Origin of the sequence: Saccharopolyspora soli, from assembly GCF_022678645.1 — a bacterium.
GTDB classification, from domain to species: domain Bacteria; phylum Actinomycetota; class Actinomycetes; order Mycobacteriales; family Pseudonocardiaceae; genus Saccharopolyspora; species Saccharopolyspora soli.
In genome coordinates, this window is sequence record NZ_JALBWV010000009.1 from 114,276 (window position 1) to 127,790 (window position 13,515).

Genomic DNA, 13,515 nt, shown 5'->3' on the forward strand with positions numbered 1-13,515 from the left:
TTCTGCACAGGTAACGATCGCGCAAGTGCAGAACGTCATCAACCTGTGTATAATATCGCGCGCACTACTTACCACAACAACTACAAAAAGTACAACCGCGTTCGCCGACAAAAATTTGAAAACTAGGCATCGCGGCGGTTGACTTTTTCTCTTTTCAGTCGTTCCATCGCCACGCGGAGCACGGATGTTACGATGCTCGTCGTCGCGATGCGCCTCCCCCCTGATCAGGCTCGCACCACGTTCCCAGCAGCCCACGGGAAAGTGTGGCACGCGCCGGGAGCACGTGCCACTGGACATTCGGGTACGTTCAGCCTTTCAACTCGGGGAAGTCCTCTTCCCGGAATTCACCGGGCGGCGCTATGGTGCCGCCGTCGTGCAGCTCTTTCTCCCGGCCGCGCAGCTCCACCCGGCGGATCTTGCCCGAGATGGTCTTCGGCAGCTCGAAGAACTCCAGCCGCCGCACCCGCTTGTACGGGGCGAGGTGCTCGCGGGCGAAGCGCAGGATCGACAGCGCCGTCTCCGGCGTCGGCTCGTGCTGCCCGGCGAGCACCACGTACGCCTTCGGCACCGCGAGCCGGATCGGGTCCGGGGAGGGCACCACCGCCGCCTCGGCGACCGCCTCGTGCTCCAGCAGCACGCTCTCCAGTTCGAACGGCGAGATCCGGTAGTCGGATGCCTTGAACACGTCATCGGTGCGACCGACGTACGTGATGTACCCGTCCGCGTCGCGCGCTCCGACGTCGCCGGTGTGGTAGTGGCCGCCGCGGGTGACCTCGGCGGTGCGGTCGGGGTCGTCGGCGTAGCCCGTCATCAGCCCCACCGGCCGCGGTTGCAGCGCCAGGCAGATCTCGCCCTCCTCGGCGGGCTCACCGGTGACCGGATCGAGCAGGGTCACCTCGAAGCCGGGCAGCGGGCGGCCCATCGAGCCGGGCCGGACCGGTTGGCCGGGGGTGTTGGCGACCTGCACGCTGGTCTCGGTCTGGCCGAAGCCGTCGCGGATGGTCACCGACCAGGCCCGCCGAACCTGCTCGATGATCTCCGGGTTCAGCGGCTCGCCCGCACCGACCACTTTGGACGGCGGTGTGGTCAGCGCGCTCAGGTCGGTCTGGATGAGCATCCGCCAAACCGTTGGTGGCGCGCAGAAGCTGGTGATGCCGCAGCGCTGAATCTGCGCCAGCAACCCGGCCGCGTCGAAGCGGGTGTAGTTGTAGATGAACACCGTCGCCTCGGCGTTCCACGGCGCGAAAACGTTGCTCCAGGCGTGTTTCGCCCACCCCGGCGAGGAGATGTTCAGGTGCACGTCGCCCGGCTCCAACCCGATCCAGTACATCGTGGACAAGTGACCGATCGGATAGGACGCGTGGGTGTGCTCGACCAGTTTCGGTTGTGCCGTGGTGCCGGAGGTGAAGTAGAGCAGCATCGGATCTTCGGCGCGAGTGGGGCCATCCGACGCGAAATCCACTTCGGAATCTGTGCTGTCCGCATAGGAATGCCAGCCGGGCACCGGTTCGCCGACCGCGATCCTGGTGTAGTCACCGGGCCCGTCGGCGAACTTGGCCGCGTCGGCCGAAGTGGTGACGACGTGGCGGGCTCGGCCGCGGTCGATGCGGTCGCGCAGGTCGGCCGGTCCCAGCAGCGGCGTCGCGGGGATGATCACCGCACCGAGCTTCATCGCGGCCAGGATCGTCTCCCACAGTTCGACCTGGTTGCCGAGCATCAGCACGAGTCGGTCACCGCGGGACACGCCGAGCCCCCGCAGCCAGTTGGCCACCTGGTTGGATCGCCGCGTCATGCCGCGGAAGGTCACCTGGCGCTCGGTCCCGTCGGCGTCGACGATCCACAGCGCGAGGCCGTCCCGGCGCTCGCCGATGGTGTCGAACCAGTCCAGCGCCCAGTTGAACTCGGTCGGCTGCGGCCAGCTGAACTCGTGGCGCGCGGTGTCGTAGTCTTCGCGGTGTCGCAGCAGGAAGTCGCGGGCGGACTGGAACTGCTCGGTCGCGACGCCGTGCTGGGCAGGGGGATTGCTGGTCACGTCCACACCCTCCTGGACTCGGCAACATTGCCGGATTGCTGAAGCGGGCCAACAACGTAACGTCATGCGGCCCGGCGGATCCACGCTGCTTGCTCCGATTTGCGGGCGCTCTTTCGGCCGCGTTGACTGTGCGTGCGTTCATGGTCATTGTTGTCGAATAATGGTGCCGCTTGTCGGTCTGGAGGCAATCGTGCTGCTGCGCGCCCTGCTGCTCACCACGCTGATGGCCACCGCCTCCGGGGCTCCCGCGGTCGCCGCCGCGGCCGCCGACCCCTGGCGCCCGAAGCCACCGCCGCTGTCCACGCCGTGGACGGACGAGGTCGGCCCGGACAACGCCCACCCCGAATACCCGCGCCCGCAGCTGACCCGCCAGCAGTGGTTGAACCTGAACGGATTGTGGGCCTACGGCGGGGGATCCACGCCGCCGGAGGAGACCGGCGAGCAGATCCTGGTGCCCTACCCACCGGAGTCCGGGCTGTCCGGCATCCAGCGCCACGACGACCACATGCGGTACCGGCGGAGCTTCGAGCTGCCGCCGGATTGGACGGGACAACGGGTGCTGCTGCACTTCGGCGCGGTGGATCAGAAGGCGGAAGTACTGGTCAACGGCCGGACCGTGGCGGTGCACGAGGGCGGCTACAGCGCGTTCAGCGCCGACATCACCGACGCGCTCCGGCCGGGCACCGAGCAGGAAATCGTCGTCGCCGTCGAGGACCGCAACGACGCCAACCCGTATCCGGTCGGCAAGCAGCGCAACGAGCCCGGCGGCATCCTCTACACCGGCGCGTCCGGCATCTGGCAGACGGTCTGGCTCGAACCGGTCCCCGACACGCACATCGCCAAGCTCGACATCACCCCCGATCTGCGCGGTTTCGACCTGACCGCGCGCACTTCGGCACGCGCTGGGGAGCGGGTCGAAGCAATCGTCCTCGACGCCGACGGGCGCGAGGTCTCGCGCGCCAGCGGCCCCGCCGACCAGCCGCTGCGGCTGGCGGTGGACGACCCGCACTGGTGGACCCCCGACGATCCCTACCTCTACGACATCGTGGTGCGGCTGGTCGACTCGAACGGCCGAGCGGTGGACGTGGTCGGCAGTTACGCGGGGCTGCGGACCGTCGAGCTGGTCGACGACTCGCAGGGGCGCCCGCGGATGGCGCTCAACGGGCGGATCCTGTTCCAGCACGGTCCGCTGGACCAGGGCTACTGGCCGGATGGCATCTACACCGCGCCCACCGACGAGGCGCTGCGCTTCGACCTGGCGGCCACCAAGGAACTCGGCTTCAACATGGTCCGCAAGCACGTCAAGGTGGAACCGGCCCGCTGGTACTACTGGGCGGACCGGCTCGGGCTGCTGGTGTGGCAGGACATGCCGTCGCTGCCGATCGACCTCGCCGACCCGCCGGGCAGCAACCCGCCGCCGAGCGAGGAAGCCCGCGCGCACTTCCGCGACGAGCTGACCGCGATGATCGACCAGCTGCGCAGCGTCACCTCGATCGTCGCCTGGGTGCCGTTCAACGAGGGCTGGGGCGAGTTCGAGACCGCGGAGATCGCCGAACTGGTCCAGCGCACCGACCCGACCCGGCTGGTCGACGCGAACAGCGGGGTGAACTGCTGCTACTCGCTGCCCGACAGCGGGGCCGGGGACATCTACGACGACCACACCTACGTCGGCCCCGGTGCCCCGGAGGTGCGCGGGTCGCGGGCGTCGGTGGACGGTGAGTACGGCGGGCTGGGGCTGGTCGAGGAAGGCCACCTGTGGCCGGGCGAGCCGGGTGCCTACGAGATGACCGACAGCCGCGCCGAGCTGACCGACCGCTACGCCGAGGTCAGCCGCGAACTGGCCCGGATCGTCGAGACCAACGGGCTGTCCGCGGCGATCTACACGCAGACCACGGACGTGGAGAACGAAGTCAACGGGTTCTTCAGCTACGACCGCCGGGTACTCAAACCAAACCCGGACGTCGTGCGCGCGCACAACGAAGCGGTGATCGACGCGGGCACGCCCTGACCACAGTGGAGCGCGATCACGACGACGGGGCCTCAACGAGGAGGTGCAAGATGCGACGCATTACCAGGCGAACCGCGCTCGCCACCGCAGCTGGCGCGACCACCGCTGCGGCGCTCACCGGCCAGGCCGCCGCGCAGCCGCCCAGTGGCCCGCAGACGGCGAACGGTCGGCTGTACGAGATCCGTTCGGGTCGACAGCGGGCGGTGGTCGCCGGAGTGGCGGCGACGCTGCTGTCCTGGCAGGTCGACGGCAAGGAACTGCTGCTGACGCATTCCGCCGACGACGTCGGCGAGGGTTACCGAGGCAAGACGATCCTGCCGTGGCCGAACCGGATCGACCACGGTCGCTACACCTTCGGCGGCGAGGAGCTACAGGTCCCGATCAACGAACCGGAGCGCGACGCCGCGCTGCACGGGCTGATGAACTTCGTGGAGTGGCAACCGGTGCAGCACCGCCCCGACAAGGTGGTCCTGGACTACCTGCTGCACCCGCACTACGGCTACCCGTTCCAGCTAGCGTTCCAGATCGAATACGCGGTCGACGCCAGCGGGGTACGCAGCACGCTGAGCGCGACGAACGTCGGCCGCACCAACGCGCCGTTCGGCACCGCCAACCACACCTACCTCGCCGCGGGCGGCAACCGCATCGACGACATCGCCTTCGAACTGCCCGCGAGCACCTACTACCTGGTCAACGACCGGTTGATCCCGACCGGCAAAGAATCGGTCGAGGGCACCCAGTACGACTTCCGGTCGTCGCACCGCATCGGATCGACCGAAATGGACACCGCGTTCACCGACCTGCGCCGCGAACCCGACGGCACCGCGGTGGTGCGCTTCAACCGCCCGGACGGCGTGCGCGCCGAGCTGTGGGTCGACCAGACACACCGCTACCTGCAGGTCTACACCGACGACAGCCCGTCGACCGACCGCCCGCCGCGCGCCGGGATCACCGTGGAGCCGATGACCTGCGCACCGAACGCGTTCGTCACCGGCGACGGGCTGATCACCCTGCGACCGGGCGAGGAGCACCGCGGCAGCTGGGGCTACCGGATCTCGAACTGATCGGCGGGTCGCCAGTACAGTGGCCGGGTGGCCGAGTACATCCAGATCCCGACGCCCGCAGGGAAGTTCGATGCGCTGACCGCCGGTCCGGAGGACGGCCGTCCGGTGCTGCTGCTGCACGGATTTCCGGAAGCCGCCGTGCAGTGGAGCGAGCAGCTGTCGGTGCTCGGCGGCGCCGAGTGCTTCGCGGTCGCGCCGGACCAGCGCGGCTACTCGCCCGGCGTGCGACCCGAACAGGTGACCGACTACCGGATGGCAGAGCTGGTCGGTGACGTGCTGGCCATCGCCGAGCACTTCGGCTGGTCGCGCTTCGACCTGGTCGGCCACGACTGGGGCGCCGCGGTCGGCTGGGCGACGGCGGCCGCGCACCCGGACCGGGTCCGCACCCTCACAGCGGTGTCGGTGCCGCACCTCGACCCGTTCGGCGACGCGATGCGAAACGACGAGGACCAGCACCAGCGGTCGGCCTACATGCAGGTCTTCCGCTCCTCCGGCGCCGAGAAGACCCTGTTGGCGGACAACGCGAAGAAGCTGCGCCAGATCTACTACCCCGGCGTGCCGCAGCACCACGTCGACGACTACGTGCAGCGGTTGACCGAGCCGGGCGCCTTGACCGCCGCGTTGAACTGGTACCGCGCGATGCGGTTCGGCGGCAGCCGGATCGGGCCGATCACCGTGCCGACGCTGTACGTGTGGAGCACCGAGGACGTCGCGATCGGCTCGACCGCCGCGCTGGCGACCGCCGAGCACGTCACCGGCCCGTACCGGTTCGAGATGCTGGCCGACGTCTCGCACTGGATCCCCGAAGAAGCCCCGGAGACCCTCACCCGCCTGCTCCTCGAACACCTGGTCGCCCACCAGGTGTGAGCGGGCGCGTCGAGGGTCTTGGCCGGATCATCGACGACGAGGATGATCTGCTCGGCGGATCAAGCGAGATTGCTTAGGAGTGGCACGTGAAGGGTTCGGAGAGCCTGCTGGCCACGGCGACCGCGGCTGGCGTCCAGGTGTGCTTCGCCAATCCCGGTACCACCGAGATCCCGCTCGTCGAAGCCTTCGACCAGGTCGAAGGCGTGCGGGCGGTGCTGGCGCTGTCCGAGGGCGTGGTGACCGGCGCCGCCGACGGCTACGCGCGGATGACCGGGATCCCCGCGATGACCCTGCTGCACCTCGGGCCGGGGCTGGCCAACGGCATCGCGAACCTGCACAACGCGCGCCGCGCCCGCAGCCCGATGATCAACGTCATCGGCGAGCACGCCACCTGGCACCAGCCCGCCGACGCCCCGTTGAACAGCGACATCGAGTCGCTGGCCCGCCCGGTTTCCGGCTGGGTGGGCCGCACCAGCTCACCGGTCAACGCCGCGGCCGAGTTCGTCGAGGCGTACCAGGCGACGCTGCGGCAGCGGCTGCCAGCCACGCTGATCGCCGCCGCCGACCACATGTGGAGCCAGGGCGGCGAGCCCGCCGAAGTCCCGGTCCCACCGACCCGGCCGACCGTGGACGACCAGCAGGTTTCGACAATCGCGAAGCTGCTCTCCGGTGGGCGCGGCCGACCTGCACTGCTGCTGGGCGGACACGCGGCGGCGCCCGACGGCATCCGCACCGCCGCTCGCATCGCGGCCACCGTCGGCGGCGAGGTGTTCGTCGAGCGCTCCCCCGCGCGCATCGAGCGCGGGCCGGAGATCCCACTGGTGCGGTCGCTGCCGTACTTCCCGGAAGACGTGCTCAAGGCCCTCGACGGCTACTCGCACCTGGTGCTGGTCGGCGCCCGGACGCCGGTGGCGTTCTTCGGCTACCGGGGCATGCCCAGCTTCCCGGTGCCCAACAACATCAAGGTGCACACGCTGGCCGACGCCGACCAGGACGCCATCGACGCGCTGCACGCGCTGGCGGAGGCGACCGGCAGCGCGGCGGCCGAACTGCCGCACGCCGAGCGGCCCCAGGTGCCGACGCCGGAAGGCCCGCTGACCGCGGCGGGCATCGCGGCGGCGATCGTGCTCACCCAGCCCGAGCACGCGATCCTGGTCAACGAAGGGGTGTCGTCGGGCGCGGCGTACCCGGCCATCGCCGCCGCCGCGCCACCGCACGCCGAGCTGACCAACACCGGCGGCGCGATCGGCATGGGCATGCCGGTGGCCACCGGCGCCGCCATCGCCTGCCCGGATCGGTCGGTGATCAACCTCCAGGCCGATGGCAGTGCCGCCTACACGGTCCAGGCACTGTGGACACAAGCCCGCGAAAGTCTCGACGTCACAACGGTTATCTGCGCGAACTCGCGCTACGGGATCCTGCAGGCGGAGTTGCGGCGGGCGGGCATCGACCAGCCCGGCGCGGCGGCGATGAGCATGACCAGCCTCGCCGAGCCCACTGTGGACTGGACTGCGGTCGCGCGCGGCTTCGGCGTGCCCAGCAGCCGCGCCAGCACCGGTGCCGAACTGCTGGACGCGCTGCGCGCGGCGCACGCCGAACCGGGCCCGCACCTGGTCGAAGCCGTGCTGTGAAACTGCCGTGAGTCCCTTTGGGCGGTCCGCCCAAAGGGACTCACGGACCCCCAGTCTCAGCCCGCGACGGGCATCCGCTCGTCGTCGAGCAAGCCGTGCCGCATCGCGAACGACGCCGCCGCCAGCCGGGAATGCACCCCGAGCTTGGTCAGCACGGACTGCACGTGCGTGCGCACCGTGGTCGGTGCCACGCCGAGCCGCTTGGCCATCGCGGTGGTGTGCGCACCCTCGACGAGCATCCGCAGGCACTGCCGTTCCCTTGCGGTCAGGTGCGATGCGAGTCGGCGGGCGTCGGTGGTACCGGCCAACCTCGGCGTCCGCGACGCGGCCAACTCGACGACGACTTCGCCGTCCACCACGCCGCGCAGCGCCCCGGCCAGCACCGCCAATCCGCACATCTTGTTCACGTACCCCGCCGCCCCTTTGCCCAGGGCGTCGCGCATGCCCTGCACGTCTCCGTCGGCGGTGAGCACGAGGACCTTCGTGCGCCCGCCCGCGCTGAGGATCTCGCCGATCACGTCGAGTCCGTCGCCGTCGGCGAAGTAGCGATCCAGCAGGCAGATGTCCGGTTTGTGCTCGCGGACGGTCGCGACCACACCAGCGGTGTTGTCGGCGGTGCCGACGATGCGGTGGCCGTGCTGCGGCAGCGTGGCGGCGAGCGCATCGACGAAGATCGCGTGATCGTCGCCGAGTACCAGGTTCACCATGTTGTCGTTGCCCCCTCAGCCCACGCAGCCCGGTGGGAACAGCAACCTCGCGCGGGTGCCCCGGACCGGCGCCGGGTCGATCCGCAGTTCAGCTCCGCAGCGCTGGGACAGGGCCATCACGATGCCCAGTCCGAGCGAGGACGAGCCGCGCGGTCCGTTGCCGAAACCCGGCCCGTCGTCGGTGATCTCGATGCCCACCCCGCCCGACTCGCCGCGGCGCACCGCGACCGCGACCCGGCCACCGCGACCGGCGGCGCGCACCGCGTTGTCCAGCAGGTTGGACACCATCCGCCACAGCAGCGTCTGGTCGGTGCACATCGTCACGTCGCCGCCGGGCCGCAGCCGCACCTCGGCCGGTCCGGACAGCGACTTGACCGCGACGAGCTGGGTCAGCAGCTCGCGCAGCGCGAAGACGTCGGCACCGGGCTGGTCCACCCGCAGGTCGACCAGCTCCAACAACCGGTCCAGCTCCAGTTCCATCAGCTGCAGCCGATGCGCCGCGTTCCCGGGCAGCGACGGGTCGGCGCGCAGCCCGTCCGCGAGATAGGACAGCGTCGCCAGACCGTGCCCGAGATCGTGCAACAGGCTGCGCAACTCAGCGCCACCTCGCGAATTGGAACTTCGCGATTTCGGACGGCCAACCGTCCGAGCCGAATCGGTAATCGTGTGCACAGCGACTCCTCTCCCCCGCGGCAGTCTGTGCTACCCGGCAAATCGGATGCCGCATGGGCGGTGTTGCAGCGGCTACTCGAAGGAGGCCGTGATTACTCCACGTGCAATGGGCGATCGGACGCCAGGCACGGCCGACTACTGTTGTTGCGGTAACATCACTACTTTCCGTCACCTGGATCGATACGCTCCGACAAGTGCGTCGGCCAACGCCGAGATCCGGTAACGGCCGTCCACCCGCTCGCGGGCCGTCCTCGCCAGGCGAGCGGCGAGGACGGGCGAATCCAGCAGGCACGCCACCGCGGCGGCCAGCAGGTCAGGCCGCCGGGGCGGCACCAGCAGCCCGGTCTCGCCCGGCGACACCACATCGCTGACCGCGTTGACGGCAGTGGCCACCACCGGCACGCCGCACACCATCGCCTCGACGATCGCCAGCGGCAGTCCCTCGTACCGGCTGGGCAGCGCGAACACGTCGAACGCGGGCAGCAGCTCCGCGACGTCGTCGCGCTCCCCGGCCAGCACCACACGAACCCCGCTCGCGGCGGCCTGCGCGCGCATCCGCTCGGACAGCTCTCCCCCGCCGATCCACACCCCGACCACGCCGGGGCGGCCCAACGCGCGCAGCGCGGCGACGAAGTCCTCCGGGGCCTTCTGGTAGGTCAGCCGCCCCACCGAGCCGACCACCACGTCCGTCGGCGCCAGCCCCAGCTTCCGCCGGGCGTACCGCCTGGCCTGTTCGGTGCGCGTCGGCACGTCGTGGTCGACGGCCGCGCCGATGGTGCGGATGCGGTCCGGGGCGAGCAGCCCGCGGCGCAGCGCCTCGACCGCGACGCCGGTGCCCACGCACAGCGCCAGGTCCGTGATCCGCCCGAGCCCGCGCTCGATCGCGAGGTAAGCACGCCGCCGCAGCGGGGACTGGAACTCGTGGAACGGAAACCCGTGGTAGGTGTGCACGATGCGGCCGACCCCGCTGCGGCGGGCGGCGATCCGGCCCACCGCACCAGCTTTCGAGCAGTGCGTGTGCACGACGTCGAAACGCCCCAGCAACGCCGTCAACCGGTGCAGGGCGAGCAGGTCGTGGCCCGGCGAGATGGGCGCGCGCAGCGCGGGTTCGACGATGGTCTCCAGACCAGCGGCCTGGGCCGCGGCAAGCAACCGGCCGGAGCCGGTGATCAGCGTGACCTGGTGATCGGCCGGGTCCAGCGCCTTCGCGCCGCGCAGCGCCAGGACCCCGGCGCCGCCTTCCAGGCGGGTGATCACCGTGGCCACCCGCAGCCGTCCAGCGCTCACCGGTCGGCGTCCGCGTCAACGCTCAGCCCGGCGGCGCAGGCCACGCTGACCGCCTCCAGCTGGCTGTGCACCTGGAGCTTGGCCAGGATGCTGCGGGTGTGGGTGCGGACGGTTTCGGGCGAGATCAGCAGTTCCTCGGCTATCTGGGCACCCCGCTTGCCAGCGACCATGCCGGAGAGCACGTCCCGCTCGCGGTCGCTGAGCACGTCCAGCGGTCCGTTGCGCTGTCCGGCCCGCGCGGCGTCCTCTCGCAGCTCGCGCAGCACCGGCCCGAGCAGATCGGGCGGATACCAGTTGTGCCCACGGCTGACGCCGTGCAGCACAGCGGTGAGTTCCTCGACGCTGCTCTCCTTGCGCACCCAGGCCGCCGCACCCTCCCGCGCGGCATCGACGGCCTGCCGGACGTCGCGAATCCCGGTCAGCACCACGATCTCCGCGCTCGGCAGCGTCTCCCGCAACTGGCGCACCAGGCGCCCGGTGGCGGTTCCGGCCGGTTCCACGTCGAGCGCGATCACGTCGGGTCGGGATCGCTGCACCACCTCGGACAGTCGCGGGTCGCTGGTGGCGCAGTGCCCCACGACCCACAGCTCCGACACCTCCGCCAGCCGGGCGCTGAGCGCCTCGGCAAGCATGAGGTGGTCGTCCACCATGAGCACCCGTACCAAGTTCACCGGCCCAGCATGGACCGAGCGGCGCAACTGGTCCTCCTCCAGTTGTAGGAGAACCGAAAACCGCGCTTGCACGACATCAGCCCGTGGTGGCGTCCGGCGTTGGCGGAACGGGCCGGGTCGCCGGATCGACCGCGCGCCGGTTCGGGCTGCTCCACCGGCCGGAGGATCTGGACAACCAAGCACCTGGGATCGCGTACAGCGCGATCACCGCGTCCACTATCCGCAACACCAGGAAGAAGGCGCCGAACAACAGGAACCGCGGCTGCCGCTGCAACAGCGTGACGACGCAGGTCAGCGCCAGGTCCGGGAGCACCACGCCGTACAGCAGGGACGGCAGGGACGCGAACCCGGCGACGAACGCGTGCACGTCGTGCAGCACCGGCACCGCGAGCACTTCCGCGAAGAAGATGGGTACCGCGAGCACGATCGCCACGAACGGCACCAAGATCAGCATGACGCTGCTGGTCAGCATCTCCAACAGCAGCAACGCCAGCATGGCGGTGAACAGGTCCGCCCTCGGCGGGTGCCGCCGAACCGTCTGCCACAGACCCAGCGCCCAGCGCTTGCACTGCTTCGCGTAATCCTTGAAGTTGCCCGGATCCTGGGTGGTGGCGACGGCTGATGGGGTGAAACCGACCTTGCCGAGCCGTTTCTGGTAGACCTCGAAGGTCATGTTGAAGTCCTCGATGACCAGCCCTGGCGGGTTGACCTCGATGTAGGGCAGCACCGCGGCGCGGTACATGCTGGCGAAGCCGGGCACGATGTGGGTGGCGTTGACCCGCCGCCAGGTCTGGCCGAACTTCAGCAGGTACTGGGTCATCGTGTAGATGCGCTGCCGGTGGAACGCGACCAGCTTGCCGATCGGCCCCAGCGCCCGCCCCCGCCACGACGTCTTGACGCAGCCCGCCACCGCCACGACCTCGGGATCCTCGAACAGCGGCAGCGCCGCCTGGAAGTAGCCCGGCTCGACTTGCGTGTCCGCGTCCAGCAGCATCACCACCTCGAACCGGTCGACCAGCTCGAACCGGCGGAATGCCTCCTGCAGCGCACCCGCCTTCCCGACATTGCGGACCGTGCTGATCACGTGCACACCGCACTCGCGGGCCAGTTCCACGGTGCGGTCGGTCGAGCCGTCGGAGACCACGTGCACGTTCTCCACCGGCACGAGGGCGGTGATCGCCTGGATGCTGTCGACGATGACCGGTTCCTCGTTGTGCGCGGCCATCAGCACCGCCACGTCCGCGACGTCCACGTCGGTTGACCGGTCGCCGAGGTCGGGGAACCGATGGCGCCCCACCGCGATCGGCGCTCTGGGCTTGCCCCCGCGATGCCGCCAGCGCCGCGTCGAGGTGTCGAGCAGCCGCATCAGCCCGATCAACCCCCACAGCGCGAAGTTGGCGCCGAACACCGCGATGGCCAGCAGCCACCAAGGAATCATCCCGCCCTCCCAGGCCCGCCGATCCGATCAGCTGTCGATCTGGAGGCTGCCGCGCAGCTCGCGCCACGTGTCGGTGTCCTCGTAGCCGAACATCCACAGGTAGACGCCGCGGATGCCGGAGCCGCGGGCGGCCTCGAACTTCGCTTTGGAACTCGGGGCGTTTTCGAACCACACCTCGTGCTCGCGCCCCTGCGCGTCGGTGTACCGGAACCACGGCGACTGGGTGGGCGCGTCGTAGTTGACCTTCGCCCGGTGTTCGGTGGCCAGCCGGAACGCCTGCAACCAGGTCACGGCGGTGCCGTGGCCGTCCACCCAGTCGTAGCCGTAGAGCGGCACCCCCAGCACGATGCGATCCGGCGGGATCTGCGTCTTGGCGTAGCGGAGCACGTCCCGCACCCAGCTGATCGGTGCGACCGAACCCGGTGGCGAAGTGCTCCACGCGTAGTCGTAGCCCATCAGCCGGACCTGGTCGACGGCCCGGCCGATCGCGGCGTAGTCCTGCGCCACGTTGCGCTCGTCGTAACCGGCGTCCGAGTCCTTCGCAAACACCGCCACCGAAAGGGTTTTGCCCTCGGCGTCCATGGCCCGGCCTAGTTCGGTGACGAAGGCGGTGAACGCCTGCCGGTCGCCCGCGCGCAGGTTCTCGTAGTCGATGTCGATGCCCGCGTAGTCCTCGCGCTTGACCAGTTCGACGATATCGGCGACGTGGCGGTGCATCCGCGCCGGGTCGTGCAGCACCTTGGCGACCGGCTCGTAGGCCCAGTAGCCGTCGGTGATGTTCGCCAGCGACGGCACGATCGGGATGTCGGCCTCGCGCAGCTGCGCGAGCTGCTTCTGGACCTCCGCGGTCTGCTCAGGCGGGTACTGCTTGGCCAGCCTGCCCTCCGCGTCGAGCCCGTAGATCCAGGGCGACACCTCGTTGACCGTGTCCTGGTTCTGCACCACCACCTTGGTGCCGTTGCCCAGGTTCCAGAACGGCAAGGACGCGACCGCCAGCGAGCCGGGCGGCGGGGGCCCGGTGGGTCGGGGCGTCACCATCCACACCACCACCAGTACCGAGATTGTGATCAACGCCAGCAACCAGATCGACCCGCCGATCCGCCGCAGCGGTTTGTTCTGCCGCATTTCGCCTCCGCCA

11 protein-coding genes are annotated in these 13,515 nt (G+C 69.9%); 4 read left to right on the forward strand and 7 right to left on the reverse strand.

Going from position 1 to position 13,515, the window contains the following annotated elements; all coding sequences use genetic code 11:
• Positions 1 to 307: 307 nt before the first annotated feature.
• Complete coding sequence (locus MOQ72_RS09170) at positions 308 to 2,032, reverse strand: AMP-binding protein (RefSeq protein WP_242181944.1); 1,725 nt, start codon at positions 2,030 to 2,032, stop codon at positions 308 to 310.
• A 223-nt stretch (positions 2,033 to 2,255) separates the two neighbouring features.
• Here MOQ72_RS09170 and MOQ72_RS09175 point away from each other — a divergent pair, with 223 nt between their 5' ends.
• The 4 genes from MOQ72_RS09175 (at position 2,256) to MOQ72_RS09190 (ending at position 7,602) form a co-directional block, all read left to right on the forward strand.
• Positions 2,256 to 4,040: a glycoside hydrolase family 2 protein gene (locus MOQ72_RS09175; protein ID WP_242182085.1), complete on the forward strand. Its 1,785-nt coding sequence runs from the start codon at positions 2,256 to 2,258 to the stop codon at positions 4,038 to 4,040.
• Between the two features lie 50 nt (positions 4,041 to 4,090).
• Complete coding sequence (locus MOQ72_RS09180; protein ID WP_242181946.1) at positions 4,091 to 5,104, forward strand: aldose 1-epimerase family protein; 1,014 nt, start codon at positions 4,091 to 4,093, stop codon at positions 5,102 to 5,104.
• 27 nt (positions 5,105 to 5,131) lie between these two features.
• Positions 5,132 to 5,971: an alpha/beta fold hydrolase gene (locus MOQ72_RS09185; RefSeq protein WP_242181948.1), complete on the forward strand. Its 840-nt coding sequence runs from the start codon at positions 5,132 to 5,134 to the stop codon at positions 5,969 to 5,971.
• An 86-nt stretch (positions 5,972 to 6,057) separates the two neighbouring features.
• A complete protein-coding gene (locus MOQ72_RS09190) occupies positions 6,058 to 7,602 on the forward strand; it encodes an acetolactate synthase large subunit (protein WP_242181950.1) in 1,545 nt (514 codons plus the stop codon).
• A gap of 56 nt (positions 7,603 to 7,658) precedes the next feature.
• On the opposite strand, the gene MOQ72_RS09195 is transcribed toward MOQ72_RS09190, so the two are convergent.
• The 6 genes from MOQ72_RS09195 to MOQ72_RS09220 form a co-directional block, all read right to left on the reverse strand.
• The gene (locus MOQ72_RS09195; RefSeq protein WP_242181951.1) at positions 7,659 to 8,309 is read right to left on the reverse strand and encodes a response regulator transcription factor; all 651 of its coding nucleotides are present in this window, start codon (positions 8,307 to 8,309) and stop codon (positions 7,659 to 7,661) included.
• Between the two features lie 15 nt (positions 8,310 to 8,324).
• Positions 8,325 to 8,903, reverse strand: a complete 579-nt coding sequence (locus MOQ72_RS09200) for a sensor histidine kinase (RefSeq protein ID WP_242181953.1) — start codon at positions 8,901 to 8,903, stop codon at positions 8,325 to 8,327.
• Between the two features lie 246 nt (positions 8,904 to 9,149).
• Positions 9,150 to 10,268, reverse strand: a complete 1,119-nt coding sequence (locus MOQ72_RS09205) for a glycosyltransferase (protein WP_242181955.1) — start codon at positions 10,266 to 10,268, stop codon at positions 9,150 to 9,152.
• Positions 10,265 to 10,939, reverse strand: a complete 675-nt coding sequence (locus MOQ72_RS09210) for a LuxR C-terminal-related transcriptional regulator (RefSeq protein WP_242181958.1) — start codon at positions 10,937 to 10,939, stop codon at positions 10,265 to 10,267. Before MOQ72_RS09210 ends, MOQ72_RS09205 begins: the two co-directional genes overlap by 4 nt.
• A gap of 76 nt (positions 10,940 to 11,015) precedes the next feature.
• On the reverse strand, positions 11,016 to 12,377 hold the full coding sequence (locus MOQ72_RS09215; RefSeq protein WP_242181960.1) for a glycosyltransferase family 2 protein: 1,362 nt from the start codon (positions 12,375 to 12,377) through the stop codon (positions 11,016 to 11,018).
• Between the two features lie 27 nt (positions 12,378 to 12,404).
• Positions 12,405 to 13,502: a glycosyl hydrolase family 18 protein gene (locus MOQ72_RS09220; protein WP_242181962.1), complete on the reverse strand. Its 1,098-nt coding sequence runs from the start codon at positions 13,500 to 13,502 to the stop codon at positions 12,405 to 12,407.
• Between the last annotated feature and the right edge of the window lie 13 nt (positions 13,503 to 13,515).